This window comes from Bacillus sp. UNC69MF (assembly GCF_000746035.1).
In the GTDB taxonomy this organism is placed as follows: domain Bacteria; phylum Bacillota; class Bacilli; order Bacillales; family Bacillaceae; genus Bacillus; species Bacillus velezensis.
Genome location: NZ_JQKM01000003.1, coordinates 187,985 through 214,717, shown reverse-complemented (window position 1 = coordinate 214,717; position 26,733 = coordinate 187,985). Strand labels below are relative to the sequence as shown.

Genomic DNA, 26,733 nt, shown 5'->3' with positions numbered 1-26,733 from the left:
AGCCGGATAACGGCTTCACAAGCGTTTCATCACACCTGCCTATTGGTTCATGGCCGGGCGGTCGATCGTGTTCCATTTCGTAAAGGACATATATCGGAAATAATGATCACGATACGGGTGCGAGGTGCCTGTATTCCAAGGCTTGTCGCTGCCGCAGAAATGGACGATGGCCGGTTCGGCACGTGTTTCTCTGTAACGTATACGGTCGATCAGTTCAGGAGGCGTTTTCTCGTTCATGATAATATGCGTCTGCGCATTCCAGCGCGGATGCAGTTCATGCCATTGATCATATAAGATCGCGTTAAGCGCGTCCTGATCATGAAACACGAGAAAATCCTCCGAGCTGTTTTCGTTAATAAAATCAATCACCTTTTCGGAAATATTTTGTTTTCTCCAAGGTTCGAAATCTATAATCATAATACCGGAATTAAAATACTTGGCAGTGTCGCTGATATTCATTTTTTTCAGCCTTTCATGCTGTCCGGCGTCTTCTACCGCCGCAACTATTGCCGGGGAAATATCCAAGTCCCATAAAACCGAAATATCTTCCATCACAATTGCATCGCAATCAATGTAAATCATTCGCTTTACGGACTCATCCTTAATTAAATCAGGGATGGAAATGCGGTAATAAGCCGCTTTTGTAATGTGGCTGCTTTCGACTGCATGCTTGTATTGATCAGCGTCTACTTCTAAAAATTCAAGCGGCGTCCCGAATGACATCGCGGTCTGTTCAAGCTTGTCCTTGTTTTCGGCAGTAATTCCGCCGTCGATCACATATAATTTCGCATCCCTTGTTTTATCCATATTCATCAATAAAGAAGCGAACATCCCACCCAAATGACGAGCATAATGATCATCGGCACATGATACGATATGCATTGTTTCATTCTTTCCCACTGATATTCATCTCCCTTTTTGTTGTACAAATGTCTTTCCCTTTTTAAAAAAAGTAAACCTCGATCTTACACATTTTTTCTGCGGGAATGTGCTGTTTGCGATTTGATATCTTTTGCATTCTCTGTTCAAATTCAATCAGGATTTCAGCCTGAATCATCGTCAGAATATATCGCGCAGGAAAGCGAAAACACGTAAACATAAAAACAACCAGCCGGACTGCACATAAAAGCGGTCCGGCTGGTTGTGATGCATCAATTGTTTAATCGACTTCTTTCTTAATCCCAAGCATCTTTTCGTCTAAATAATGGGCAATGTCCGCCGCTTCCTTCAGCTCGTCGGTCAGATGCTTTGGGACTTCGTTATTTAATTTGTAATAAATTTTATGTTCAAGACTCGCCCAAAAATCCATGGCGATGGTGCGGATTTGAATTTCCGCCTTCACATATTCCACACGATTCGTCAAATAAACGGGAATTTCAATAATCAAATGCAGGCTGCGGTAGCCGTTCGGCTTCGGATGTTTGATATAATCCTTCACCTTTACGATCTTCAGGTCCTTATGCTGCTTCAAAACCTCAGCGACATTATAAATATCGGAAATAAAGGAACAGATAATCCTGACACCCGCAATATCATGAATATGCTCTTTCATTTCCTGCGTCGTCACATCGCAGCCTTTGCGCATCAGTTTATTGACGATACTCTCAAAACTTTTCACGCGTGATTTTGTATGCTCGATCGGGTTATGCCCGTGAATCAGATTATATTCCTGGCTGATGATAGAAAACTTCGTATCCAGCTCATCTAAAGCGAATTTATAAACTAATAATTCATTTTTCCAATCTTCCATGACCGTTTTCAAATCATCCATATGGGCTGTTGACAAGTCCATTTTTTTCATCTCCTTGCTTTGCTGTCCATATATGAGACGTGTCAGTCCGCGGTCAGGTTCTTTACAATATCGTGAAGATTATGTCATAAAAAAAAGCAAATGCCGGTTATGGCATTTGCCCTTTCATTTGATCAGCGGAAATAACTGATCAGGAGTCCGATGGAAAGCAGGAATCCGAAGAATGTATTGGTTTGCGCCGTTGATTTCATCGCAATAATCATGTTCATCGGCATTTCGTTTTTCACAAAGCCTTTCACGGCCTGAACGGGTTTCGGCACGCTCAGGAAGACCAGGAACAGCCACGGGCTTGTGTAACCCATGATGACAAGACCGATGATCCAGATGTAAGCGATGGCAAAAGATGCGGCCAGTATCATAACGGCCCCTCTATGCCCCATCAAAATGGCCAGGGTTTTACGTCCGCCCTTTTTATCTTCCTCAATATCACGGATATTGTTGGACAGATTAATGGCTCCGACCAAGATGGCGATCGGGATGGAAATCAAAATGCTTTGTTCATTAATTCTGCCTGTCTGAATGAAGAAAGAAATAAGGACAAATACAGAGCCCATGCAAATGCCGGAGAACAGTTCCCCGAACGGTGTATACGCAATCGGCAGCGGGCCGCCCGTATACAGATAGCCGATCAGCATGCCGGCAAGGCCGATAGCCGCAAGCCACCAGCTGCTGCTCATGCAGATATAAACACCGAGCACGAGGGCAATCGCATAAGAGCCGAGCGCCAGCTGCAGAATTGTTTTCGGCTTCATGCCGTGGCGGACGATCGCTCCGCCGATACCGACGGAATCCTCCGTATCTAAACCGCGTTTAAAATCGTAATATTCATTGAATAAGTTCGTGGCGATCTGGATCCAAAGGCAGGAAAACAGCATGGCCAAAAACAGCAGGAAATCAACCTTTACGTAAAACATCGCCAATACGGTGCCGAGAAGTACGGGCACAAACGATGCCGTCAATGTATGAGGGCGGGTTAGCTGCCACAAAATGCGGCCCATGCTTTCTTTCTCGGGCGTCTTTTGGCTGCCCCCCATATTGTTTTGATTCATTTTCCTCTTCCTTTCTATTAAAAGGCTTTCACAGTCAGCCGATAACAGTAGTGTTGAATTGGGGTTTTCACGTTTTCTGCTACCTTATCTATCATAATAATTTCTTCCTCATTTCACAAGATGCGGCGCTTTATCGGCTATCCTGCCGGAAACGGCTTTTCGCCCTTCTCCATTGGGATTCGGCACAAGCCTGCTTAAGAAAAAGCCGCCAAATTTTTTTTACCTCGTTTATATTTACGATAAGTTAAAAATCCCGCCTGAACAGCGCCTTTTTAGTATGATCATTTGCCAATTTATACATGCGTGTTTTCCATCCTTTTGTTTCTCATTCATTTTTAAGGAAATTTTAAGCTTAGGATATTAGACATATTTTGAAACTTTTTGTTAATCTAATCGTCATATACTGGTGTAATTATTGAATACGCGGGGAAGGAATTTTGAATATGATGCAAAAATTAAAACGTGCTTATGAAAATACATTGATCAAATGGACGTTTCATACGGGCTTTTATTTTCTGATATTAGTATTGCTCTTTTGGATGTATGGATTTCATACAGCGAATACCGGCACTTATATTTACAACGATTTCTAATCGGGGAGGATAACTATGAAACTACTTGATGCTATAAAAACATACGCAGACGCCAAGCCGCAGGCCGAAGCGTTTCGTTCCTTAGATCATTCCCTCACTTACGGGGAATTATGGGATTTGTCGGAGCGGGTTGCGTCCGGCATTCAAAAACATACAGCTGACGGTTCGAAAGCGCCTGTCCTGGTTTACGGACATATGGAGCCGAATATGATCGTTTCTTTCTTAGGAAGCGTCAAAGCGGGCCGCCCTTACATCCCTGTCGATGTTTCCATTCCGGCGGAGCGGATCGTCAAAATCATTGAAAGCTCAGGCGCAGAGCTGCTTATCAGCGTATCGGGCGATGCAGTCGATACAGGAAGCAATCTGATTAAAACCGTTACGCCCGAAGAGCTTGCAGCTGACGGAGATGCAGACCTCAGCCGTGAGAACTGGGTAAAAGAGCTGGACACGTTTTACATTATTTACACGTCCGGCAGCACGGGAAATCCGAAGGGCGTGCAGATATCGGCTGATAACCTGCAAAGCTTTACTGACTGGATCTGCAGGGATTTTCCTGTGGGCGAGGGTAAGACATTCTTAAACCAAGCTCCGTTTTCTTTTGATTTATCTGTCATGGACATTTTCCCGTCGCTTCAAACGGGAGGTACGCTGCACTGCGTAACGAAAGACAAAATCAATAAACCGAAAGTACTATTTGAAGAGCTGGAGAAATCCAAACTGAACGTCTGGACATCGACGCCGTCTTTCGTCCAAATGTGTCTGATGGACCCCGGCTTTACGCAGGAGCTCCTGCCTGAGGCAGAAGTATTTATGTTTTGCGGAGAAGCGCTTCCGGCTGCCGTGGCACAGGAGCTGTTAAACCGTTTTCCGAAGGCCCGCGTATTCAATACATACGGCCCGACTGAAACAACGGTTGCCGTCACCTCCGTTGAAATTACGCAGCAGATCATTGATGAAAATGAATCTCTGCCTGTCGGTTTTGCAAAACCCGATATGGATATCTTCATCATGGATGAAAACGGGAATAAGCTTCCGGACGGAGAAAAAGGGGAAATCATCATCGCGGGCCCGAGCGTAAGCAAAGGCTATCTCGGAGAACCTTCTCTGACGGAAAAAGCGTTTTTCCCGATCGACGGCCAGTGGGCATATCACACGGGTGATGCCGGTTATGTTCAGGATGGTCAGATTTTCTGCCAAGGACGCCTTGATTTCCAGATTAAGCTTCACGGCTACCGCATGGAGCTGGAGGAAATCGAAGTACATGTAAGGCAGTCTCAATATGTGCGCACGGCGGTTGTCATCCCGTATCAGCCTAACGGACCTGTCGAATATTTAATTGCCGCCATCGTGCCTGAAAAACATGATTTTGAAAAAGAATTCCAGCTGACAAGCGCCATTAAGAAAGAACTGGCCGCTTCGCTTCCGGCCTACATGATTCCGAGAAAATTCATTTATCAGGACCACATTCAAATGACTGCGAACGGAAAAATCGACCGTAAACGCATTGGCGAAGAGGTTCTTGTATGACGCCTTACAGCTCGTTTTTCTTCTTTATCTTACTTGGAATCCTTCTTTTGCCGACGATTATTTTAGGGCTGAACGGCAAGAGATTCCAAGGATACAACATGTTTATATCCATCATCGTATTGGCTTTGATTTTCGCGCATGATCTGCACGGCGTGATCGCACTATGTATCTTTACGCTGTGGCAGGTGCTTTTAATCAGGGGTTATCTCGCTTACAGACTGAAAGCCAACAGCGGCTTTGTCTTCAGTATGGCCGTGATCGCGTCCATTTTACCCCTGTTTTTATCTAAATTATGGCCGTTTTTCTTTCCGCCGGCGCCTCATCACCCGGTTCATAACCTGATCAGTTTCTTAGGAATTTCTTATTTGACATTTAAAGGCGTCCAGCTGATCATGGAAACGAGAGACGGACTGATTAAAGAAAAAATGCCGCTTCACCGCCTTTTGTACTTTATTATGTTTTTCCCGACCATTTCTTCCGGTCCGATCGACAGATACCGCAGATTTGCCAAGGACGAACAGAAAGTATGGACAAAGGGAGAATACGCTGATTTACTGTATACCGGCATTCATAAAATTTTTATCGGTTTCTTATACAAATTCATTATCGGATATGCGATTAACACGTATTTCATTATGAATCTGTCTCATATCACCCACAGCAAACTGTGGGGTAATGTGCTGTACATGTACGGATACAGCTTGTACCTGTTTTTTGATTTTGCGGGTTACACGATGTTTGCCGTCGGTGTAAGCTATATCATGGGTATCAAATCTCCGGAAAACTTTAATAAGCCGTTTATCAGCAAAAACATTAAAGACTTCTGGAACCGCTGGCACATGTCCTTATCCTTCTGGTTCAGAGACTACGTATTTATGCGCTTTGTATTCTGGATGACAAAGAAAAAATGGATAAAGAACCGGATGGCCGTCTCAAACATCGGGTATTTCCTGCTGTTCATGCTGATGGGCGTCTGGCACGGACTCGCCCTGCAATATATTGTATACGGCCTGTACCACGCCGTATTAATGACCGGGTATAATTTTTTTGAGAAATGGAATAAGAAATACAAGTGGCTGCCCGCCAATCGTTTTACGGCCTTTTTAGCCATCGTCATCACATTCCATTTCGTATGTTTCGGATTTTATATTTTCTCAGGAAAACCATTTCATCACTAAAGGAGATTGAAAACACATGGAATTTAAACAGGAAGTATTAGACGTATTAGCTGAAGTTTGTCAGGAGGACGCTGTGAAAGAAAATCCTGATATTGAAATCTTTGAAGAAGGACTGCTTGATTCTTTCGGAACTGTAGAACTGCTGGTCGCCATCGAAAACCGCTTCGGCATTACAGTGCCGATCACTGAATTTGACCGTGACGAGTGGAATACGCCAAACAACATTGTAAACAAACTGACTGAGTTGAAGTAAATGAAAAAGCGTTTCTTTGGACCAATTATTTTAGCGTTCGTCCTGTTTGTCGGAGCTATCGCAGTTCCGGCTTCATGGCTTACGCGCTTCATTCCTGAAAAACGTGTCGAAGAGTCGGCGGCAGCCTTAAATCCGAATATGTTCCAGGGACTCTATCTTCAAAACAAAATGTTCGAAGACTCGAAGTATCTGCCGATTTTCGGTTCTTCCGAGCTTTCAAGACTGGATGAGTTTCACCCGTCCAACTATTTCCAAGTGAACAACCAAGGCTTTACGCCTTATCTTGTCGGAAAAGGCGGTTCGCAATCTTTAATTCATGCCATAAATTTTGCCGCTCATGCTGATCAGCTTAAAGGCAGAAAGATGGTATTTATTGTATCACCGCAATGGTTTACAAAACATGGTTCAAATGAGCAGCATTTTGCTCCTAATTTCTCATCATTGCAAGCTCTTGACTTGGCTTTTAATCACAACATTGAGCCAAAACTGAAAAAACAAATGATGAAGCGTATGCTGCACTACAAAGTTGTACAGAATGATGCAGTCCTGTCTGAACTGTATAAAGCGGCTGTAAAAGGTCAGACATGGAAAGTAAACGCATTAACACCGGCTGCGAAGCTTTATTATAATATCTTAGAAAAGAAGGACCTTTATTATTCGATAGAAGAGCCGCAAGGACCAAAACGTTTCGTTAATAATAACCTAAAGGGAAAGTCCTGGTCCCAGCTTGAAAAACTGGCTGCTCAATATGGTAAAGATCACACGCGTTCTAATCCGTTTTTTATAGACGATTCTGTTTATAAAAAAATCAAGAATAAAGTGCCTAAAGCCAAAGGTTCAAACAAAGGCAGAACATACGCCTATAAAAAGTCACTGGAGTTCAGAGATTTTGAAGATATGCTTACTATTCTGAAGGATTCCGGGGCTAAGCCGATGTTTGTCGTCATTCCCGTAAATGGGAAGTTTTACGACTACACCGAATTCCCGAAAAAAGGCCGGACTGATTACTACAAAAAAGTCACTAAGCAAATTAAAGCGAAGGGCTTTCAGGTTGCCGACTTATCCGGGCACGAATATGATCCGTACTTTATGAAAGACACCATCCATATCGCCTGGAAGGGCTGGGTGTACGTCGATAAAGCAATGGAGCAGTTTTACAAAACCGGCAAGGTGACGGTTCACTGAGCACGGTGATGACAGAATACGTAAAAACGAACACGCAGGGGGCATTCTCTCCCCTGCTTTTTATGTGATTTGATTTTTTCACAAATTTGAGGAAAACTATTGCGAATATTTGTTGAAGGTATACAATAGAATATAAATTATTTTCAAATAAGTTTGACAATAACACCAATAGGGAGACAGAACAATATGAAACAAGACATTCGTGTTGAATTGACTTCAGCCAAAAAACCGAAACCGGACCCCCATGACCTTGCGTTCGGCAGAATTTTCACCGACCATATGTTTGTTATGGATTACGACGCCGATCAAGGCTGGTATGATCCGAGGATTATCCCTTATCAGTCCATCTCAATGGATCCTGCGGCCATGGTTTATCATTACGGCCAAACCGTTTTTGAAGGGCTTAAAGCGTATGTAACGAAGGATCAGGAAGTGCTTCTGTTCAGACCGGAGAAAAATATGGAGCGCCTGAACCAGTCAAATGACCGCCTTTGCATCCCGCTCATTGATGAAGAGCTTGTTCTTGAAGGCCTGAAACAGCTCGTAGCCATCGACAAAGACTGGATTCCGAAAGCGGAAGGCACTTCCCTTTATATCCGTCCGTTTATCATTGCGACTGAGCCTTTCCTCGGTGTAGCGGCATCCCATACGTACAAGCTGTTTATCATTCTTTCCCCGGTCGGCTCTTATTACAAAGAAGGCATTAAACCGGTAAAAATCGCCGTGGAAAACGAATTCGTGCGCGCCGTCAAAGGCGGCACCGGAAACGCGAAAACCGCCGGCAACTATGCATCAAGCCTGAAGGCGCAGCAGGTTGCGGAAGAGAAGGGATTTTCCCAGGTTTTATGGCTTGACGGCATTGAGAAAAAATACATCGAAGAAGTCGGCAGCATGAACATCTTCTTCAAAATCAGCGGCGAAATCGTGACGCCGGAGCTGAACGGAAGCATTCTTGAAGGAATTACGAGAAATTCCGTCATCACCCTTCTCAAACATTGGGGACTGACTGTGTCTGAGCGGAAGATTTCGATCGATGAAATCATCCAGGCGCATCGTGACGGCCGATTGGAAGAAACATTCGGAACCGGTACGGCTGCGGTCATTTCTCCGGTCGGCGAACTGATCTGGAATGATGAAAGTCTTGTCATCGGCAGCGGTGAAACCGGAGAGATCTCGAAGAAATTGTATGATACCATTACAGGCATTCAAAAAGGCGCGGAAGCCGACGTGTTCGGCTGGACGACGGAAGTCGCCTCACTAAGCGAATCAAAATAAGCAAAAAACCCGGAATCGAATCCGGGTTTTTTTACTGCTCTTATGCTTCAATCGACTTAAAGAAATGAGGCAGATGTTCTTTGTGGGCCTCAAGCATTTCATCCAGAATGGCCTTTGCCACGGAGTCTGACGGGACGAGAGGGTTGATCGTCATCGCAAGTAGCGCCGTTTGATAATCTCCCGTGACGGCTGCTTCAGCGGCGACGCGCTCAAATGATTTGATTTGCTGGACGAGTCCGCGGACAGACACCGGCAGATCACCGACGGCGATCGGTTTCGGACCGTCTTTCGTCATAACACAGTTTACTTCGACCGCTGAGTCATTCGGAATGCTGGCGATCGCGCCGTTGTTTATCGTATTGACGGGCTGGATATCATGTTTGTCGTTATAGATGGAGCTGATCAGGTTGCAGGCCGCGTCACTGTAGTACGCTCCGCCCCGTTTTTCAAGCTGCGGCGGTTTGATGGCGAGATTCGGATCTTTGTACAGTTCGAACAGTTCTTTCTCAACCTTCTGCACGACCTCGGCGCGTGTGCCCTCCGTCTGTGACGCTTCTATTTCATGCTCGAGCATTTCTTTCGTTTTGAAATAATAGCGGTGGTAGCCGCAAGGAATCAGATCGAGCGCCTTCAGGAATTCAGGCTCCCATTCCGCGCCTGAGATATTTTTCATCGTCATGGCGTTTTTCGGGTCTCCCATGGCTTCAATGACTTGATCTTTCACGCTGACGCCGTCTAAGAAAACATCTAATCCGAAGACCATGTGATTCAGCCCGGCAAATTGCACTTCGATCCGGCTGACATCCACGTCCAATGCTTTTGCGACGCCCATTTTAATGCCGATCGGCACATTGCAGAGACCGACGACTTTTGTGAGATTCGAGTAGCGGAGCAAGGCCTCGGTAACCATGCCGGCAGGGTTTGTGAAATTCACGAGCCATGCATTCGGACAAAGCTCTTCGATGTCTTTCGCGATTTCCAGAATAACCGGGATGGTGCGCAGCCCTTTGAATAAACCGCCCGGACCGTTTGTCTCCTGGCCGATTACGCCGTATTTTAACGGAATCCGTTCATCTTTGGCGCGGGCCTCAAGAAGGCCGACGCGGAATTGAGTCGTTACGAAATCCGCATCCTTCAAGGCTTCTCTCCGGTCAAGCGTCAGGTGAATCTCTATCGGAACACCCGCTTTTTCGACCATGCGTTTTGCAAGCGTGCCGACAATATTGAGTTTTTTCTCGCCTTCGGGAATGTCGACGAGCCATAATTCTCTGACAGGCAGTTCCTCATAGCGTTTAATGATGCCTTCCACAAGCTCCGGTGTATAGCTTGAACCTCCGCCGATCGTTACAATTTTAATTCCTTTTGTCATATTTTTGCTCCCCCTTGCAGACTCACTTTTTCGTAAATCTCGACTAACTCAGCGGCCAAGTCTTTCACGGTCATGGCATTCATTAAATGATCTTGCGCATGCACCATCAAAAGCGTCATGTCTGTTTTTTCTCCGCCGGCTTCATTTTGGATCAGTTCTGTCTGATAATGATGGGCTTCGGTCAGTTCCCTTGCGGCTTCCTGAAGCTTTTCTTCCGCCATGGCTCTGTCCCCCCGCTTTGCGGCGGCAATGGCTTCCATTGATGCGCTTCTGCCGTTGCCGCCATGCAGGATGATCTGAAAAATGGTCTGTTCCATTTTTTCATTCATGTGTTTCACTCCCTTTCTCTACAGCACGGCTTTTTCGTCTCTTTGTACGGCTGGCGCCTGCGATTGTTCAAGTTCGTTTTCTTCTTTCAGCTTTTGCGAATCCCACATTCTGAAGAACGGATAGTACACGATAAAGGCTGTGATGATGTTAATCGCCTGCATGACAGCCCCTGATATTTTTCCGCCCGTGGCAAGATAGCCGGAGAAAATCGGCGGCATCGTCCATGGGACGGCAATGCCGGCAGGTTTGGCGACGAGGCCAGTGCTCATGCCGATATAGGTAAGGACCAGTGTGACAAGCGGTGTGATAATGAACGGAATGAGAAGCATCGGGTTCATGACGATCGGCATTCCGAAAATAATCGGCTCATTAATATTAAAGACGGCCGGCCCGATGGCGAGTTTCCCAAGCTGCTTCATCTGCTTGCTTCGCGAACGGAGAAACATGGTGACCACGAGCGCCAGTGTCGCGCCGCTTCCGCCGATGTTGATCCAGATTTCAAAAAACTGCTGGGTGAAAATATTCGGAAGCGCATCGCCCGCCTGAAACGCAATCCGGTTGGCATCCATCGCTCCGAACCAGATCGGCGCCATGACGCCGCCGACTATGTTCGCCCCGTGTAATCCGCACGCCCACAAGAGCATTTGAACCGCTTCGGCTATCAAGCTTCCGCCGAGACTTCCCCCAAGAATCGAGAGCGGCGTCCCCAGTACAACGCTTACAATATTATGAAGGCTTTCAAACGGCGTCGCTTCGACAATTAAACGCGCACCCCAGATCAGAAAGATGACGGCAAAGCCGGGAATTAAAGCGACAAATGATTTGCTGACCGCCGGAGGCACGCCGTCCGGCATTTTGAAGACGAAATTCCGCTGGATGATCAGGCGGTAAATTTCCGTCGACAGCATGGCGATGATCATCGCGACAAACAGCCCTTTGCTTCCCATGAGAGACAGCGGGATGCCGCCGCCGACCATGATTTCCTCTTTGGCGCCGGAAGGCAGAAACGGAACTTTGTACGGCGTTGCCAAGAGAAACGCCGCCAAAGATATCGCACCGGCCGATAAAGCGTCCACCCCGTATTTTTCGGCCAGGCGGTAGGCGATTCCGAAAGCGGCGACAAGACCCATGATTTCAAAGGTCGCATCAACCGGATATTGCAGTTTTTGAGACCAGGCGCTTCCGAACGTCTTTGCCATGAAATCCGCATATCCCGGAATCGGCAGGTTGCCGATGATCAGAAAAAATGAACCGATGATAATAAGCGGCATGGTGAGGATGATCCCGTCACGCAATGCTTGCAGATGCCGCTGGGAGGCAATTTTTCCGGCAATGGGCATGACTTTCTCTTCTAAAAACTGGTTCACCTTATTCACACGGCCCGCCCCTTTCTACGATGCGTTTCCGAGCTGTTCCGCTGATTTCAGAACCTCCGCTCCGTTGCATGTGCCGTAATGGACGGTATTGATGACTTCAACCGGCACTCCTTTTGATTCACCCAATTTTTTCAGCTGCGGAAGCAAATAACGGACTTGAGGCCCAAGCAGCAATACGTCCGCTTTATCAATATGCTGGTTGACTGAATCGCCTGACACCGCCCAGATTTTATATTCTTTTCCTTGTTCCTGCGCGCTTTTTTCCATCTTGGTGACGAGTAAGCTTGTTGACATCCCTGCTGCACAAACGAGTAATATATTCATGTAAAAGACCTCCTGAAAGTTTGATATTTTGTATGTCTCGATGTTAGTACCATCATATTATGAAATCGCTTTCATAACTACTCAGGCTTTTTCCGCTGTTAACGGAAAAAAGGTGTATCCCGGTCTTTCTCTGATCGTTTGTCTCTGAATACTCGTAAAACCTCCTGATAGGTTGTGCATTTTAAGAGACGGCTTACCGCGGCCGGATCATCTAACATGCCGCCGAGCCATTTGTACATATGCTGGAGGTCGGCTTTGCTTTCTTTCTCGACGCAGAGCAGGCAGACAAATTGGACACGCTTATCCGCCCAGTCAATCGGCTTCTTCAGCGTGCATACCGCCCAAAACGTCGTGTCTGTCTGCGGAACGAGCGGGTGCGGAATCGCCGTAAGATTGCCGAAACTCGTAGGAGAAATCGTTTCCCTTTCAAAAATAGAATCGGTCAGAGAATCAGAAGCGAGGCCGGCTTCTGCAACCTGCTGTCCGAGAAAACGGATGACGTCCTCCTTCGTCTCCAGATCCTGCTGCAAAAATACCAGCTCCGGTTTCAGAAAGTTCAATTGTTCCCGCTTTTCTTCCAGCATGGCGTCGATTTTTGTAAAATCCCCGCCGCCCAACAGCGTATGAACCTTTAATACGGGAACGGGCAGGTCTTTTTTGATCGGAACTGTGCTGACCACAAAATCAATCGACTCAAAGGAAAGCTGGTCAAGGCTGCAGTAATCAGCCGTTCCGACGATTTCAAGACGCTTTGCGAACCGGGAACGGAGCTTTTCTCTTAAAAGCTGTGCGCTGCCGGCGCCGGACGCACAGACAATCAAGCAGCGTTTAGGCGGCCGTTCCGTCTTTCTCCTTTCAATGGCGGCTCCGAAATGAAGCGCCAAATATCCGATCTCATTCTCATGAATATCAATGCCGGTTTGCTCCTTGATCACGATTCCCGCAATCACTCCCGCTTCAAATGCGAGCGGATAATTTTCCTTTATGGCGGAGAGCATCGGGTTTCTCAGGTTCATTCCGTACCGGTTTCGGTTAATCGCCGGCTTGATGTGGAGCGCAAGACCCGCTTTCAGCTCATTGTCGTCCGTGATTCCGAGCTTCAGCTCCCGCTCAATGGCTTCGATCATGGCCTCCGTCAAACGGCTGGTTTCCCCGTCTATCAGCCTTGTAAGCTCTTTTCCTTCCAGTTGTGACTGGGTCATGCGCTTTGTCCCGAGCAGGTGAATGGCGATATAGGCGGTTTCCTGTTCGGGAAAGGTGACCGAAAGCGCAGATTCAAGCTCTTTTACGATGGCTTCCGCTGACTGATATTCTGTTTCAAGCTTAATATCATGAAGATCTTCCGGGATGAGAGATACATAGTTTTCTGTCCGGATTCGTTTGCAGGCAATGGCGATATGGATGATGAGATTGTTCAGGCCGAAGAAAGAAAGCGGGATCTTATGGTTTCGAACCTGCTTCATAATGGCTGTGCGGATCACATGAATGTCGTCTTTCGGCAGAATACCGGCCTTTTCACTCAGGAGATCAGGCTCAGGCTCGCGGTCGTCCACTAAGTATTCCGCCATACAATAACGGAGGCGGAGCTCTTCGCCGCGCAGCTTAAAGCCGTAGTTCGGCCTTGTTTCCAAAATGATGTCATAGGGGCGGAGCCGTTTTTTGACTTCTTTTAAATCAGATTGAAGTGTGGATTTACTGATGAACAGTTCTTCCGCCAAGTCATCCAGCTTGAGGTAGCCGTCGGCCAGAAGCATTCTTTTCATAAGGTAATCTATCCGTTCATCGGGAAAAATCGGCACGGTGCTGTTCTGCTGGAAATTGTCCTGAAGCCAGTTTTTAAACGGCTGTTCATTCCGGATCAGCAGCTTATAGCCGCTCCCTCTGACAGATTGAATGGATGCGCCGTGTTTTTCTACAATGGTTTGCAGTTCCTTTATGTCATTGCGGACCGTCCGCGTCGTTACCTTTACATTTGCAGCGATGACTGAGCTTGTAACCGGTGTTTCAGCAGCTAAAAGCAAGCGCAAAAGTTCACGAAGCCGCCCATGAAGCATGAGAAAAACCTCCTATCAGATCAGATGCAGACGTGAAAAATGGGCAAAAAGAATGAGGAAGGGGTAAATGTATGTAAATTCTATAATGGGGAGGATTTCAAGTCAATGCGGCAATCCGATGCCAAGCCCGTAAAAAAACAGCCGGATCAGCCGGCTGTTCGGGATGCGGACATGCGGTTCCGCTTAGATGCCTTCCGTTCTTTTATGATTTTTCTGATGATCGGATAGATGACGGGCGCCCATTTGATAATCGTTTTGAAAAATTTTTTCAATGTCTGAATCCCCTTTCTTTTACCTTGTCTTTCCCCTGTTATCAGCGTTTGTAAACATGGTCAGCGTGAGACATACCGGTTCCCCGTCACCCAATAGCGCCACGGATAATCCCGGGCTTCTCCGCTGTTGTCAATCCCGATTCTCGGGCCTGTTGATATATGCTCAGGCGTAAAACCCTCTGTAATATACAGCGGCGGTTCCGTGATCATGCCGCCGTAGTCGTTCATTGAAATGCCCATCGCCTTCGTCAGTTTTCCCGGGCCGTTTGTCCACTCTCTCGGGGGTCTGCCCGGTCTCCTGCTCTCCATCAGGAACTGTCCTTCATGAGGCTCCGCCGCCCTGATTAACACGGCCTGCGGAATGCCGATGTCCGCGGCTACGACGTTCATTAATGTATGAGTGTGCATGACGTATGTATAAATGCGGCCCGCCTCATGGAACATAATTTCCGTCCGTTTCGTGCGCCGGTTGCCGAAGCTGTGCGCCGCCCGGTCTTCCGCTCCCATATAAGCTTCCGTTTCCACGATAAAACCTGAAGCCGTTCCCTCATCCGTCTCCTTCACCAAGAGACAGCCGAGCAATAAAGGGGCAAGCTCCACTGACGGTCTCTGGTAAAATTCAATCGGCAAAGGCTTTCGTTCTCCCGCCATTTGCCTCCCTCCTTTCTGAATATAGCGATTTCCTCTTTCACGTTTTTCACTTCTTTTTTACAATATAAACATGAGAGAAAAAAAGGACATTATTGTTGAACGCTCTATTGCGTTTTGAAAATCGGCTCGGTATAATATGATGGTTCAAATGAAAATGATTCTCATGTTCAATAAATACCGGACAATGATCATAAAAGTAGGTGAATTGATTTTTGAGCGATTCTGTCAGGTCCGCAAACCGTCTGATCAGCATCTTAAAAAACGGGGTTTTCTTCCTGATCGCTGTGATCGGGCTGCTTGTATCTATTTTTTTCGCCGTCTCATTCGGTGCGAAAGACATTACTTTACATACGGTTTGGTCGGCTGTTGCTGATTACAATCCGAATATAACGGGCCAGCAGATCATTCATGAATTGCGTCTTCCGAGGGTGCTCGGGGCGGCCGTTACAGGAGCCGCTTTTGCCGCAGCCGGCGCCCTCATGCAGGGTGTCACGAGAAACCCGCTTGCCGATTCGGGTGTCTTAGGCGTAAACGCGGGCGCCATGTTTGTTGTTGCGCTCAGTTTTGCTTTTTTCCCTCATTTATCATACGCCCTGCTGATGGTGATGTCATTTTTGGGAGCACTGGCAAGCACCGGCTTGATTTTCTTTATCAGTGCGGCGGGAAAAGGCAGCATGACACCTTTAAAAGTAACGCTTGCCGGGGCGGTCGTAGCCGCTCTTTTACATTCACTCAGTACCGGTGTGGCGATTTATTACGATTTAAGCCAGGATTTGGCCTTCTGGTACGCCGGCGGGGTGTCAGGGATCAAGTGGGCTCATTTACAAGTCCTTGTTCCCGTGATTGCGGTCTTCATCATTCTCGCGACATTCATGGGCCGGTCCGTCACCCTTCTCTCAATGGGAAATGACGTGGCGGCGAATTTAGGGGTGAACACGGCGCTGACGCGTGCCGCCGGATTAATGATCGCCGTCGTTCTTGCCGGTGTGTCTGTTTCCGCTGCCGGCGCGATCGGCTTCGTCGGGCTGGTCATTCCCCATATCGCGCGAAAGATCGTCGGCGTTACGTACAGGCTGATTATTCCGATGTCCGCGTTACTCGGCGCGATTCTTTTGATTTTGGCCGACTTGGCCTCACGCACGGTCAGTCCCCCGAGAGAATTGGCGATAGGCATCATGGTCGCACTTGTCGGTGTCCCTTTCTTTCTTTATATTGCCCGCAAGGAAGGGAGAGACTTATAAATGAAAGTGCAGAAAGAAACAAAAAAAGCGGCGGCGGCAGGACTCATTCTGCTGGTCATCGCCGTTTGCATTATTCTGATCGGGCTGCATACGGGCTCATTCCGGCTTTCTCCTCTCACGGTGGGAAAAACGCTGTTCGGATACGGCACGTTTCAAAGCACAACCGTTTTATTCGATTACCGGCTTCCCCGGATTCTGGTGACGATGCTGGCCGGCATCGGTTTAGGAGTGTCGGGCGCTATTTTGCAGGGTGTATCCCGAAATCCGCTTGCCGATCCGGGCATTCTCGGACTGCATGCCGGCGCTTCCTTCGGTTTGATGATGTATATCACATTCTTTCATTCCCTGGAGGCGCAAGCGTCGATGTTCATCCCGCTGTTTACGTTTGCGGGCGGAACACTCGCCGCCCTGCTGATCGTAGTGCTTACGTACGACAGGCTGAACGGTTTTTTAACGATCCGCATGCTGTTAGTCGGGATCGCCGTTTCCGCGGGCTTCAGCGCCGTTACATTGTTTATGTCGCTGCGCCTGAATGAAGAAACTTATACATTCGCTTCCCGCTGGCTGGTGGGAAACGTCTGGGGCAGGGATTGGATTCACGTGTGGTCGCTATTGCCCTGGATCGGCATTCTCGCACCGCTTGCATGGCTTAACGCCCGCTCTTTGAATATTTTAATGCTCGGTGACCAGGCAGCCGCGGGGCTCGGCGCACACGTGCAGAGAAAAAGGATCATGCTGATCGCCATAGCGGTCGGCTTGTCCTGCGCGAGCGTTGCGATGGCCGGGGGAATCGGCTTTATCGGCTTTGCCGCCCCTCACTTGGCAAGACGGCTCGTCGGCACCATGCATCAGCATATTATTCCGATTGCAGGATTAATCGGACTTGTCATTCTTGTCGCGGCAGACACCATCGGCCGGTCTTTGTTTCAGCCGAACGCCATTCCGGCCGGCGTGGTTGCTGCAGCCATCGGCGCGCCGTATTTTCTCTATCTCGTCATGAAAATCAAATCATAAAACAAGGAGTATTCCCATGAAAAAAATAATTGCGCTCGTCAGTTTCATGTGTATTTTCTTATTGGCTGCCTGCCAATCCGATTCAACACAGCCGGAGTCAAAAAAGAAATCCGGCGATCATAAAATCGCTTCGATGTCCATTCACCTGACAAATGATCTGCTGGCTCTCGGCGTTACACCTGCCGGTTCCGTCGTGGGCGGAGAATTAAAAGATTTTCTCCCTCATGTGAAAAATCAGCTGAAAGACACGAAAAAACTCGGACCTGCCTCAGACCCGGATATGGAAGCTTTACTTGAGCTGAATCCAGACAACATTTATCTTGATAAAGAATTTGCGGGAAAAGATGTGTCAAAATACAAGAAAATCGGAAACACACACGTTTTCGACCTTGATAAAGGCACATGGCGCGATCATTTAAAAGACATCGGAAAAATCGTCAACCGTGAAAAAGAAGCGAAAACATTTATTCAAGATTACGAAGATGAAACAAAACAAGTCAGATCCATGATGAATAAGGAATTAGGGAAAAACGCCAAAGTCATGGCGATCCGCGTGAACGCAAAAGAGCTTCGCGTCTTCAGCACACGCCGTCCGATGGGACCGATTCTGTTTGACGATCTGAAGCTGAAACCGGCTGACGGCATTAAAGAAATGAACACCTCCCGCCCTTATGAAGTCATTTCTCAAGAAGTGCTGCCTGATTACAACGCAGATGCGATTTTCGTCGTCGTTAACAGAGACGACAAGTCACAGCAAGCCTATAAAGAATTGCAAAAAAGCGCTGTATGGAAAGGGCTGAAGGCCGTGAAAGCAAACCACGTCTATAAAATTGCCGATCAGCCTTGGCTTGATTATTCAGCACTGGGAAATAAATTAGCAATGGATGAAGCGAAAAAACTGTTCCAAAAATAAACACGAGCCGGTTTTGCAAAAAGTGCAAGGCCGGCTTTTTTATATTGTCGTTTACTTATATAAACATCTGCTTATATAATAGTGTAAAAAAGGAGTGAGCGCATGGAACGGAGGCATCATGCTTTAAGTTCCGAAGGGATCAGCCAGTGCCTCAAACTTCTAAGCGACCCGACGAGGCTTTTGATGCTGAAGCTTCTGAAGGATAAGGAATATTGTGTCTGCGAGCTGACAGCTATTTTTCATATAAGTCAGCCCGGCATCAGCCAGCACTTGCGGAAATTAAAGAACGCCGGCCTTGTGCGGGAAAGACGCGAGGGTCAGTGGCGGTACTATGCCATTCATCCGTCCGGTCCGGAATACGCGCTGGTTTGCTCGATTCTGCAGCAGATAGATGAAAAGGACGAAGTTTTACAGACATTGCGGCAAAAAGAAGTCACTGTTACATGCCGGTAAGGGGGATATATTCTTGGGAGTTGCGGTTTTATCAGCGCTGATTTTTGTGCTGACACTTGTGTTTGTCATATGGCAGCCGAAACATGTATCAATCGGCTGGTCTGCCTGCGGCGGAGCGGTCCTCGCTTTGATCGCCGGAGCAGTCAGCCTGCACGATATCGCGGAAGTGACGGGAATCGTCTGGAATGCGACACTTGCCTTTATCGCCATTATTATCATTTCATTGATTCTTGACAGTATCGGTTTTTTTGAGTGGGCCGCGCTGCATATGGCCATGGCGGCCAAAGGCAGCGGGCTGCGGATGTTTCTCTATGTGTCGGTCTTAGGGGCTGTTGTCTCCGCCCTGTTTGCCAATGACGGAGCGGCGCTCATTTTGACCCCGATCGTACTGGCGATGGTGCGGGCTTTGAATTTACCTGAAAAGCTGGTTTTTCCTTTTATTATCGCCGGAGGATTCATCGCCGACACCACCTCGCTTCCGCTCGTTGTAAGCAATTTGGTCAATATTGTATCCGCCGATTACTTTCATATCGGATACATTGAATATGCATCACGCATGCTGGTGCCCAACCTTTTTTCTCTGGCGGCAAGCATTTTGGTGCTGTATCTCTATTTCAGAAAAAACATTCCGAAACGGTATGACACCGGTCTTGTGAAACATCCGGCATCCGCGATTAAGGATGAACGCCTTTTCCGGTTATCGTGGGCTGTGCTGGCCGTTTTATTGATCGGATATTTCGTCAGCGAACTGCTGTCGATACCCGTTTCCTTCGTTGCCGGCTCCATCGCGGTCATTTTTCTCATTCTGGCGCAGCGAAGCCCCGCCGTCCCTGCGAAACAAGTCATCAAGGACGCCCCGTGGGCCATCGTGTTTTTTTCTGTCGGCATGTATGTTGTCGTGTACAGCTTGCGGAATGCCGGACTGACGGATCTTCTTTCTCAGCTTATTCAGAAAGCGGCGGATCACGGATTGTTTGCGGGCACACTCGGAATGGGTTTTATCGCTGCGATCCTCTCCTCCGTTATGAATAACCTGCCGACGGTGATGATTGACGCCATAGCCATCAGCGGAACGGACACTCACGGGCTGATGAGAGAAGCATTGATTTACGCGAATGTTATCGGTTCTGACCTCGGGCCGAAGATCACGCCGATCGGATCGCTGGCGACGTTGTTATGGCTCCACGTGCTGAGCCGGAAAAACGTGAAAATTTCCTGGGGAATGTATTTCAAGACAGGTCTGATATTAACCATTCCGACGTTATTCATCACCTTGATCGGACTTTATTTATGGCTGTTATGGCTCGCTTGAGATGAAAAACCTTTTAAGTTGAATCTTAAAAGGTTTTTTTGTGTCAAAAATCCGAAAAGTAAAACTTTATATTTTAAAAGTATAGACATTTAATTTCAAAAGATTATAATATTCATGAAAACGTTTTAACTTTATGAAAGAAGGGATTCCTCATGAAAAGAATTTTATTAGCCTGCAGCTCAGGCATGTCCACCAGCCTTCTTGTTACGAAAATGCAGAATTACGCCCGCTCCATCGGTGAGGAAGCCGAGATTTGGGCAGTCGGACAGGATAAAGCAAAAGAAGCGATGAAAGACGCAGACGTCGTACTGATCGGCCCGCAGATGAGTTTTTTAAAAGGTGAGCTTCAAAAAGATGCGGACCCGCTTCACATCACCGTTGATGTGATTGACATGATGGCTTACGGCATGGGAGACGGCAAAAAAGCATACGAACAGGCCGTTGCCTTGATAGAGAACAAATAAAGGAGGCGATAAGCATGAAAACGTACACGGATGAACAGATCAGTTTTCAGCTGATTCTTCACAGCGGCAATGCCCGCAGCAATATTATTCAATCGATACGCGCTTATAAAGACGGCCGGACAGATGAGTCAGACACCTTTCTGACAAAGGCTGAAGAAGAACTGGGGAAAGCGCACGACATCCATTTTCAGATGATTCAAAAAGAAGCCGGCGGCGCCAAAACGGATGTCTCTCTGCTTTTTATGCATGCTGAAGATCACTTAATGTCAGCGCTTTCAATGAAAGAGCTCGTCAAAGAAATGCTCGACTTATTTCAATCAAAGAATTTATAAAAAGCCGGGGGTGAAGACGTGTTTGAGAAAATCAGCCAATTCCTTGTTCCGATCGCGGGCAAATTAAACAATAACCGCTACTTGCAAGTCTTACGGGATGCTTTTATGCTGGCGTTTCCGCTGACCATTTTCGGTTCGGTGTTCGTCGTGCTGACGAACCTGCCGTTTTTAAACAAAATCATGAGCAGCTCCGCCCTGTCTGTCTTTCAATCCGGATTTGGCGGCGCTTCGACGGCGACGATGGGGATTATGTCCATTTTTGTCGTCTTCGGGATCGGCTATTACCTTTCCAAAAGCTACGAAGTGGAGGCCGTATTCGGCGGAGCGATCGCATTGGTTTCTTTTCTGCTGCTCACCCCGTTCGTTTCAGAGCCGGAAACGGGCAAAGCGGTCGCAGGCGTCATTCCGGTTGACCGGCTTGGAGCAAAAGGGATGTTTCTCGGCATGATGACCGCGTTTTTGTCAGGTGAAATCTACAGAAGAATCGTTCAGAGAAACTTAACGATTAAGATGCCTGCCGGTGTTCCTCCGGCTGTTGCTAAATCGTTCGCCGCATTGATTCCGGCTTTTATCACGCTTACCGTCTTCCTCTTGATCAATGCGGCTGTCACCCAGATCTTTCACACCAATCTGCATGATGTCATTTATCATACGGTTCAAGCACCGCTTGTCGGACTTGGAAGCGGCATCATTCCTACATTAATCGCTGTTTTCTTTATTCAGATTTTATGGTTTTTCGGACTTCACGGACAAATCATTATCAATTCCGTGATGGACCCGATTTGGAATACATTACAGGTCGAAAATTTGGCAGCGTATACAGCGGGAAAAGAGATTCCCCATATTATTTCTAAGCCGTTTATGGAGATTTACACCGTCGGAATGGGCGGAACCGGAATGACATTGGCCATAGTGATCGCCATCTTGCTTTTTATGAAAAGCAAACAGATGAAACAGATATCCAAACTCGGTCTCGCGCCGGGCATCTTCAACGTCAATGAGCCGGTTATTTTCGGTTTGCCGATCGTGATGAACCCGATCATTATCATTCCGTGGGTCATCGCGCCGATGGTTGTCACCCTTGTCACCTACCTGGCCATGTCGGCGGGGATCGTGCCCCCTCCTACCGGCGTGACCGTGCCTTGGACCGTCCCCCTTTTCATTAACGGGATTATGGCGACCAATTCCGTCATGGGCGGCATTATGCAGCTGGTCAACCTCTGTATTGTGTTTGTCATCTGGTTCCCGTTTCTTAAAGCGCTGGACAAATTAAACATGGCAAAGGAAAAAGAAGCTGAGACCGAGCAGCATGCCCGGGATGACAGCATGAGTATGTAATCAAAATCGCAGTAAGGGAGAGAAATCAATTGACTGAATCAAATATTCAATATCGTTTTCCGGAAGGATTCTGGTGGGGGTCTTCCGCCTCCGCCACCCAAACAGAAGGCGCCGCTGACAAAGACGGAAAAAGCCAAAACATATGGGATTACTGGTATGAAAAAGAGCCGAGCCGTTTTTTTAACGGCGTCGGCCCCGGCGACACGTCACGTTTTTACGATCAATACAAGGAGGATATCCGGCTGATGAAAGAAATCGGCCATAACTCCTTCCGGCTGTCTATTTCCTGGTCAAGATTGATTCCGGACGGAACTGGCGAGGTCAATCAGAAAGCGGTCGCGTTTTATCAGGACGTCATCGATGAAATGCTTGCCCATCGCATTGAGCCGTTTGTCAATTTGTTTCACTTTGACATGCCGCTCGCCCTTCAACGTAAGGGGGGCTGGGTCAGCCGGAACACCGTTGACGCATTTGAACATTACGCCAAAACATGCTTTTCGCTATTCGGTGACAAGGTGAAAAAATGGTTCACTCACAACGAGCCGATTGTGCCGATTGAAGGCGGCTATTTATATGATTTTCATTACCCGAATCACGTTAATTTTCAAGAAGCGGTGCAGGCCGGCTTCCATACCCTGCTGTCGAATGCAAGGGCTGTCAAAGCCTACAGAGAATTGAAACAGGATGGACAAATCGGAATCATTCTGAATCTGACGCCTTCTTATCCGAGAAGCTCACATCCTGAAGATATCAAAGCGTCCCGGATTGCCGACGCCTTTTTCAACCGTTCATTTTTAGATCCCGCCGTAAAGGGCGAATTTCCTGAGGAGCTTGTCGAGATTCTCAAGGCGGAAGGCTTTCTGCCGCATTATGAGAAAGAAGATCTCCGCCTCATTCAGGAGCATACGGTCGACCTGTTAGGCGTGAACTACTACCAGCCGAGGCGCGTCAAGGCAAAAGAACATGTTCCGAATCCGCATGCCCCTTTCCTGCCTGAGCGTTTCTTCGACCCGTATGTCATGCCCGGCCGGAAAATGAACCCTCACCGCGGGTGGGAAATTTATGAAAAAGGAATCTACGACATTCTCACCAATCTCAGAGAACATTACGGAAATATCGAGTGTTTTATTTCTGAGAACGGCATGGGGGTAGAAGGCGAGGAACGCTTCCGCGATGAAAACGGCATCATTCAGGATGATTACAGGATTGAATTTATCCAGGAACATCTCAAATGGGTGCATCGGGCCATCGGAGAAGGTTCAAATGTAAAAGGCTATCACCTGTGGACTTTCATGGACAACTGGTCTTGGACAAATGCTTATAAAAACCGCTACGGCTTTGTATCTGTCAATCTGGAAAACGGGGGCGAACGGACCGTCAAAAAAAGCGGCCGCTGGTTCAAATCCGTTTCCGATCAAAACGGATTTTAACAGATGAGGAGGGACGGCCATGCTTGGAGGTATTGAAGCCGGCGGCACGAAATTTGTCTGTGCCGCCGGACAAAGAGACGGCACCATTCTGGACAGAGTAGAGTTTCCGACGGGAGAACCGGATGACACACTCAGACAGGTCATCCGTTACTTTAAAGATTTCCCGATAGAAGCCATCGGCATCGGGTCGTTCGGACCGATTGATATCCGTCCTGACAGTCAAACATACGGGTGCATCACCGCGACGCCAAAGACAGCCTGGCGGAACTGCCCTATTCTTCAAACGATCAAAAGCGCTCTGGGTATTCCCGCAGGCTTCACCACCGACGTTAATGCGGCGGCGCTCGGAGAAGCTTCTTTCGGCGCGGCCAAAAACGCGGACAGCTGCCTCTATTTGACGGTCGGCACAGGCATCGGCGCGGGCGCCATCATGAACGGCAGATTTGTTCAAGGGCTGTCTCATCCTGAAATGGGCCACATTTATGTCAGAAGACATCCGGACGACGGCTACAAAGGCAATTGCCCATACCATACAGATTGTCTGGAAGGCCTCGCGGCAGGCCCCGCCATTGAGAAACGCTGGGGGAAAAAAGCATTTTTGCTCACGGATCAGCAGGAAGTGTGGGAGCTTGAGGGCTATTATATTGCCGAAGCGCTTGTGCAGTATATTCTCATACTTTCGCCGGAAAAGATCATTCTCGGCGGGGGCGTCATGAAGCAGCGGCAGCTGTTCTCTTCTATCCGTCAGCACGTGAAAAAGCGGCTGAATCAATATATTGATCTGCCCGACATTGAACACTTCATCGTTCCCCCTCAATTAGGGATTCACTCCGGCGCGGCCGGTTCGCTCGTATTGGCGGAGCGCGCATTAAAGGCGGCAAACCGGGAGGCGGAAAAATGACGAAACTCTTATTTTTGGAACCGGTTTTTAAAGAAAGATTATGGGGCGGGACGAAGCTGCGCGATACATTCGGGTATGAGATTCCTTCTGAGCGGACGGGAGAGTGCTGGGCGATTTCAGCTCATCCGCACGGCACATCCATTGTGCGGAACGGGCCTTTTTCCGGAACATCATTACAGCGTCTCTGGAGTGAACACCCTGACCTGTTCGGACATCCGAAAGAAGAGGCTTTTCCCCTGCTCACAAAAATTCTTGACGCAAATATGGACTTATCCGTACAGGTTCATCCGGATGACGCATATGCACATCGGCATGAAAACGGAGAACTCGGAAAAACGGAATGCTGGTACGTGTTGGACTGCAAAAAAGACGCGGAGCTCATTTTAGGGCACCGCGCCCAAACGAGAGAAGACTTCGTTCGGCTCATTGAACAAAACGAGTGGGATCACCTGCTCCGCCGCATCCCCATTAAGCCCGGCGATTTTTTCTATGTCCCGAGCGGCACACTGCACGCTTTATGTGAAGGTACGCTCGTTCTTGAAATCCAGCAAAGCTCTGATGCCACCTACCGGCTTTACGACTATGACCGGACGGATGGGAACGGGAATAAACGCGAGCTTCATCTTCAGAAAGCAATTGACGTAACAGACATTCCGCATACCGTTGAAACTGTAAAAAGCACTAAGCATCGGATCGGAGATGCTCTTATTACAACACTCGCAGAAACACCTTTCTTTTCAGTTTATCAATGGGATGTGAGCGGAAAAGCATCATTTCCCGCACCCGGCCGGTATTTACTCGCAAGCGTCATGAAAGGACGCGGAGAACTGGATGGATGCCCCATTCACAAAGGCGATCACTTTATCGTGCCGGCGGATTCCGGAGAGTTTGTTATAGAAGGAGATTGTGAGGTTATCGTTTCACATCCTTCATCATCTTAAAAATCAGGAGGTCTTTTATATGCTCAAAAAGTTAGCAGTCTGCCTGTCTATCGTTTTATTACTCTTAGGAGCCGCCAGTCCGATATCGGCTCACACCGTTTATCCCGTCAACCCAAATGCCCAGCAGACGACAAAAGATATCATGAACTGGCTGGCGCACCTGCCCAACCGTTCAGAAAACAGGGTCATGTCCGGGGCGTTCGGCGGGTACAGCGATGTCACTTTTTCAATGACAGAGGAAAACCGCTTGAAAAACGCGACGGGACAGTCTCCCGCCATCTACGGCTGTGACTATGGGAGAGGATGGCTTGAAACAGCGGATATCACCGATTCTATCGATTACAGCTGCAACAGCAGCTTAATCTCATACTGGAAAAGCGGCGGCCTCCCTCAGGTCAGCCTGCATCTCGCAAATCCGGCTTTTCCATCCGGAAACTATAAAACGGCCATCTCAAACAGCCAGTACAAAAACATCCTGGACCCTTCAACTGTTGAAGGAAAACGGCTTGAGGCGCTGCTCAGCAAAATCGCCGACGGCCTTACTCAGCTGAAAAATCAAGGCGTCACCGTTCTGTTCAGGCCGCTGCATGAAATGAACGGCGAGTGGTTCTGGTGGGGGCTGACAGGCTACAACCAAAAAGACAATGAGAGAATCTCGCTGTACAAAGAGCTTTACAAGAAGATATACCGCTATATGACAGAGACAAGAGGATTGGATAACCTTTTGTGGGTGTATTCGCCGGATGCCAACAGAGACTTTAAAACAGACTTTTACCCAGGCTCATCTTATGTGGATATTACCGGTCTGGACGCTTACTTCACTGATCCGTATGCGATATCAGGCTATGATGAAATGCTGTCTCTGAAAAAACCGTTTGCCTTTGCCGAAACCGGTCCGTCCGGCAATATCGGAAGCTTTGATTATGCTGCTTTTATCAATGCGATCAGGCAAAAGTATCCTGAGACCACGTACTTTTTGACATGGGATGAACAATTAAGTCCGGCGGCCAACCAAGGCGCGCAGGCCCTTTATCAAAACAGCTGGACGCTGAACAAGGGCGAAATATGGAACGGCGGGTCCTTGACGCCGATCGCGGAATAACTGCTTCTTTTGAAAATCGGTTTTAAGAAACGGCTCTGCTGGGCAT

Annotated in this window: 28 protein-coding genes; 18 read left to right on the top strand and 10 right to left on the bottom strand. The window is 47.8% G+C overall.

What is annotated here, in order from left to right; all coding sequences use genetic code 11:
- Positions 1-39 precede the first annotated feature (39 nt).
- The 3 genes from BR62_RS0101010 to BR62_RS0100995 all read right to left on the bottom strand — a co-directional run bounded on the left by BR62_RS0101010 (position 40) and on the right by BR62_RS0100995 (position 2,859).
- On the bottom strand, positions 40-900 hold the full coding sequence (locus BR62_RS0101010; protein ID WP_007407730.1) for a glycosyltransferase family 8 protein: 861 nt from the start codon (positions 898-900) through the stop codon (positions 40-42).
- Between the two features lie 259 nt (positions 901-1,159).
- Positions 1,160-1,792, bottom strand: a complete 633-nt coding sequence (locus BR62_RS0101000) for a GTP pyrophosphokinase YwaC (protein WP_007407732.1) — start codon at positions 1,790-1,792, stop codon at positions 1,160-1,162.
- A gap of 131 nt (positions 1,793-1,923) precedes the next feature.
- Positions 1,924-2,859, bottom strand: a complete 936-nt coding sequence (locus BR62_RS0100995; RefSeq protein ID WP_007407733.1) for a 1,4-dihydroxy-2-naphthoate polyprenyltransferase — start codon at positions 2,857-2,859, stop codon at positions 1,924-1,926.
- A 443-nt stretch (positions 2,860-3,302) separates the two neighbouring features.
- On the opposite strand from BR62_RS0100995, the gene BR62_RS0100990 reads away from it, so the two are divergent.
- The 6 genes from BR62_RS0100990 (at position 3,303) to BR62_RS0100965 (ending at position 8,870) form a co-directional block, all read left to right on the top strand.
- Positions 3,303-3,452 (top strand): teichoic acid D-Ala incorporation-associated protein DltX, encoded by a 150-nt coding sequence (locus BR62_RS0100990; protein ID WP_003150882.1) that lies wholly within the window; start codon positions 3,303-3,305, stop codon positions 3,450-3,452.
- Positions 3,453-3,467: 15 nt separating this feature from the next.
- Positions 3,468-4,979, top strand: a complete 1,512-nt coding sequence (dltA, locus tag BR62_RS0100985; RefSeq protein WP_012118761.1) for a D-alanine--poly(phosphoribitol) ligase subunit DltA — start codon at positions 3,468-3,470, stop codon at positions 4,977-4,979.
- On the top strand, positions 4,976-6,157 hold the full coding sequence (gene dltB / locus BR62_RS0100980) for a D-alanyl-lipoteichoic acid biosynthesis protein DltB (protein WP_012118762.1): 1,182 nt from the start codon (positions 4,976-4,978) through the stop codon (positions 6,155-6,157). Before dltA ends, dltB begins: the two co-directional genes overlap by 4 nt.
- A 16-nt stretch (positions 6,158-6,173) precedes the next feature.
- Positions 6,174-6,410 (top strand): D-alanine--poly(phosphoribitol) ligase subunit 2, encoded by a 237-nt coding sequence (gene dltC / locus BR62_RS0100975; RefSeq protein ID WP_003150875.1) that lies wholly within the window; start codon positions 6,174-6,176, stop codon positions 6,408-6,410.
- Complete coding sequence (gene dltD, locus BR62_RS0100970) at positions 6,411-7,595, top strand: D-alanyl-lipoteichoic acid biosynthesis protein DltD (RefSeq protein WP_032869390.1); 1,185 nt, start codon at positions 6,411-6,413, stop codon at positions 7,593-7,595.
- 186 nt (positions 7,596-7,781) lie between these two features.
- Positions 7,782-8,870: a branched-chain amino acid aminotransferase gene (locus tag BR62_RS0100965; RefSeq protein ID WP_014419212.1), complete on the top strand. Its 1,089-nt coding sequence runs from the start codon at positions 7,782-7,784 to the stop codon at positions 8,868-8,870.
- A gap of 40 nt (positions 8,871-8,910) precedes the next feature.
- Here BR62_RS0100965 and licH read toward each other — a convergent pair whose 3' ends face one another.
- The 7 genes from licH to BR62_RS0100935 all read right to left on the bottom strand — a co-directional run bounded on the left by licH (position 8,911) and on the right by BR62_RS0100935 (position 15,246).
- Entirely contained in the window at positions 8,911-10,239 is a 1,329-nt protein-coding gene (licH, locus tag BR62_RS0100960; protein WP_014419213.1) for a 6-phospho-beta-glucosidase LicH, read from the bottom strand.
- The gene (gene licA, locus BR62_RS0100955) at positions 10,236-10,568 is read right to left on the bottom strand and encodes a PTS lichenan transporter subunit IIA (protein WP_003150867.1); all 333 of its coding nucleotides are present in this window, start codon (positions 10,566-10,568) and stop codon (positions 10,236-10,238) included. Before licA ends, licH begins: the two co-directional genes overlap by 4 nt.
- Before the next feature lie 18 nt (positions 10,569-10,586).
- Positions 10,587-11,945 (bottom strand): PTS cellobiose transporter subunit IIC, encoded by a 1,359-nt coding sequence (gene celB / locus BR62_RS0100950; RefSeq protein ID WP_032869388.1) that lies wholly within the window; start codon positions 11,943-11,945, stop codon positions 10,587-10,589.
- A gap of 15 nt (positions 11,946-11,960) precedes the next feature.
- The gene (gene licB / locus BR62_RS0100945) at positions 11,961-12,269 is read right to left on the bottom strand and encodes a PTS lichenan transporter subunit IIB (RefSeq protein ID WP_003150863.1); all 309 of its coding nucleotides are present in this window, start codon (positions 12,267-12,269) and stop codon (positions 11,961-11,963) included.
- Positions 12,270-12,367: 98 nt separating this feature from the next.
- Positions 12,368-14,323, bottom strand: coding sequence for a transcriptional regulator LicR (gene licR / locus BR62_RS0100940; protein WP_032867838.1), 1,956 nt, complete (start codon positions 14,321-14,323; stop codon positions 12,368-12,370).
- A gap of 146 nt (positions 14,324-14,469) precedes the next feature.
- Positions 14,470-14,604 carry a hypothetical protein gene (locus BR62_RS19935; protein WP_369719122.1) on the bottom strand — a complete coding sequence of 45 codons (135 nt, stop codon included), beginning with the start codon at positions 14,602-14,604 and terminating at the stop codon, positions 14,470-14,472.
- Positions 14,605-14,655: 51 nt separating this feature from the next.
- Positions 14,656-15,246 (bottom strand): DNA-3-methyladenine glycosylase, encoded by a 591-nt coding sequence (locus BR62_RS0100935; protein WP_007407743.1) that lies wholly within the window; start codon positions 15,244-15,246, stop codon positions 14,656-14,658.
- A 242-nt stretch (positions 15,247-15,488) separates the two neighbouring features.
- Here BR62_RS0100935 and BR62_RS0100930 point away from each other — a divergent pair, with 242 nt between their 5' ends.
- The 12 genes from BR62_RS0100930 (at position 15,489) to BR62_RS0100875 (ending at position 26,687) form a co-directional block, all read left to right on the top strand.
- Positions 15,489-16,487: a FecCD family ABC transporter permease gene (locus BR62_RS0100930; RefSeq protein ID WP_042635747.1), complete on the top strand. Its 999-nt coding sequence runs from the start codon at positions 15,489-15,491 to the stop codon at positions 16,485-16,487.
- On the top strand, positions 16,488-17,501 hold the full coding sequence (locus tag BR62_RS0100925) for a FecCD family ABC transporter permease (protein ID WP_007407745.1): 1,014 nt from the start codon (positions 16,488-16,490) through the stop codon (positions 17,499-17,501).
- A gap of 16 nt (positions 17,502-17,517) precedes the next feature.
- Positions 17,518-18,414 (top strand): ABC transporter substrate-binding protein, encoded by an 897-nt coding sequence (locus BR62_RS0100920; protein WP_007407746.1) that lies wholly within the window; start codon positions 17,518-17,520, stop codon positions 18,412-18,414.
- Between the two features lie 102 nt (positions 18,415-18,516).
- Positions 18,517-18,867, top strand: coding sequence for an ArsR/SmtB family transcription factor (locus BR62_RS0100915; RefSeq protein ID WP_025285481.1), 351 nt, complete (start codon positions 18,517-18,519; stop codon positions 18,865-18,867).
- 13 nt (positions 18,868-18,880) lie between these two features.
- Positions 18,881-20,179 carry an arsenical efflux pump membrane protein ArsB gene (locus tag BR62_RS0100910; protein ID WP_032869386.1) on the top strand — a complete coding sequence of 433 codons (1,299 nt, stop codon included), beginning with the start codon at positions 18,881-18,883 and terminating at the stop codon, positions 20,177-20,179.
- A 152-nt stretch (positions 20,180-20,331) separates the two neighbouring features.
- On the top strand, positions 20,332-20,643 hold the full coding sequence (locus BR62_RS0100905) for a PTS sugar transporter subunit IIB (protein ID WP_020958028.1): 312 nt from the start codon (positions 20,332-20,334) through the stop codon (positions 20,641-20,643).
- Between the two features lie 14 nt (positions 20,644-20,657).
- Positions 20,658-20,975 carry a PTS lactose/cellobiose transporter subunit IIA gene (locus BR62_RS0100900; RefSeq protein WP_020958029.1) on the top strand — a complete coding sequence of 106 codons (318 nt, stop codon included), beginning with the start codon at positions 20,658-20,660 and terminating at the stop codon, positions 20,973-20,975.
- 18 nt (positions 20,976-20,993) lie between these two features.
- On the top strand, positions 20,994-22,313 hold the full coding sequence (gene celB, locus BR62_RS0100895; RefSeq protein WP_007407751.1) for a PTS cellobiose transporter subunit IIC: 1,320 nt from the start codon (positions 20,994-20,996) through the stop codon (positions 22,311-22,313).
- A 29-nt stretch (positions 22,314-22,342) separates the two neighbouring features.
- Positions 22,343-23,743 carry a glycoside hydrolase family 1 protein gene (locus BR62_RS0100890; protein WP_032869384.1) on the top strand — a complete coding sequence of 467 codons (1,401 nt, stop codon included), beginning with the start codon at positions 22,343-22,345 and terminating at the stop codon, positions 23,741-23,743.
- Positions 23,744-23,762: 19 nt separating this feature from the next.
- On the top strand, positions 23,763-24,644 hold the full coding sequence (locus tag BR62_RS0100885; protein ID WP_032869382.1) for an ROK family protein: 882 nt from the start codon (positions 23,763-23,765) through the stop codon (positions 24,642-24,644).
- Positions 24,641-25,585, top strand: coding sequence for a mannose-6-phosphate isomerase, class I (gene manA / locus BR62_RS0100880; protein WP_032869380.1), 945 nt, complete (start codon positions 24,641-24,643; stop codon positions 25,583-25,585). The genes BR62_RS0100885 and manA overlap by 4 nt, the downstream gene beginning before the upstream one ends.
- Before the next feature lie 19 nt (positions 25,586-25,604).
- The gene (locus tag BR62_RS0100875) at positions 25,605-26,687 is read left to right on the top strand and encodes a glycosyl hydrolase (protein WP_032869378.1); all 1,083 of its coding nucleotides are present in this window, start codon (positions 25,605-25,607) and stop codon (positions 26,685-26,687) included.
- Positions 26,688-26,733: the final 46 nt, after the last annotated feature.

Coding starts and splice junctions, on each gene's coding strand:
- BR62_RS0100990 (WP_003150882.1), top strand. CDS start 3,303: ATGATGCAAAAATTAAAACGTGCTTATGAAAATACATTGATCAAATGG.
- BR62_RS0100920 (WP_007407746.1), top strand. CDS start 17,518: ATGAAAAAAATAATTGCGCTCGTCAGTTTCATGTGTATTTTCTTATTG.
- BR62_RS0100935 (WP_007407743.1), bottom strand. CDS start 15,246: ATGGCGGGAGAACGAAAGCCTTTGCCGATTGAATTTTACCAGAGACCG.
- BR62_RS0100995 (WP_007407733.1), bottom strand. CDS start 2,859: ATGAATCAAAACAATATGGGGGGCAGCCAAAAGACGCCCGAGAAAGAA.
- BR62_RS0101000 (WP_007407732.1), bottom strand. CDS start 1,792: ATGGACTTGTCAACAGCCCATATGGATGATTTGAAAACGGTCATGGAA.
- licH (WP_014419213.1), bottom strand. CDS start 10,239: ATGACAAAAGGAATTAAAATTGTAACGATCGGCGGAGGTTCAAGCTAT.
- BR62_RS0100965 (WP_014419212.1), top strand. CDS start 7,782: ATGAAACAAGACATTCGTGTTGAATTGACTTCAGCCAAAAAACCGAAA.
- dltD (WP_032869390.1), top strand. CDS start 6,411: ATGAAAAAGCGTTTCTTTGGACCAATTATTTTAGCGTTCGTCCTGTTT.
- dltB (WP_012118762.1), top strand. CDS start 4,976: ATGACGCCTTACAGCTCGTTTTTCTTCTTTATCTTACTTGGAATCCTT.
- licB (WP_003150863.1), bottom strand. CDS start 12,269: ATGAATATATTACTCGTTTGTGCAGCAGGGATGTCAACAAGCTTACTC.
- manA (WP_032869380.1), top strand. CDS start 24,641: ATGACGAAACTCTTATTTTTGGAACCGGTTTTTAAAGAAAGATTATGG.
- BR62_RS0100905 (WP_020958028.1), top strand. CDS start 20,332: ATGAAAAGAATTTTATTAGCCTGCAGCTCAGGCATGTCCACCAGCCTT.
- BR62_RS0100915 (WP_025285481.1), top strand. CDS start 18,517: ATGGAACGGAGGCATCATGCTTTAAGTTCCGAAGGGATCAGCCAGTGC.
- dltA (WP_012118761.1), top strand. CDS start 3,468: ATGAAACTACTTGATGCTATAAAAACATACGCAGACGCCAAGCCGCAG.
- dltC (WP_003150875.1), top strand. CDS start 6,174: ATGGAATTTAAACAGGAAGTATTAGACGTATTAGCTGAAGTTTGTCAG.
- BR62_RS0100925 (WP_007407745.1), top strand. CDS start 16,488: ATGAAAGTGCAGAAAGAAACAAAAAAAGCGGCGGCGGCAGGACTCATT.
- BR62_RS0100900 (WP_020958029.1), top strand. CDS start 20,658: ATGAAAACGTACACGGATGAACAGATCAGTTTTCAGCTGATTCTTCAC.
- licR (WP_032867838.1), bottom strand. CDS start 14,323: ATGCTTCATGGGCGGCTTCGTGAACTTTTGCGCTTGCTTTTAGCTGCT.
- BR62_RS0100875 (WP_032869378.1), top strand. CDS start 25,605: ATGCTCAAAAAGTTAGCAGTCTGCCTGTCTATCGTTTTATTACTCTTA.
- BR62_RS0100885 (WP_032869382.1), top strand. CDS start 23,763: ATGCTTGGAGGTATTGAAGCCGGCGGCACGAAATTTGTCTGTGCCGCC.
- licA (WP_003150867.1), bottom strand. CDS start 10,568: ATGAATGAAAAAATGGAACAGACCATTTTTCAGATCATCCTGCATGGC.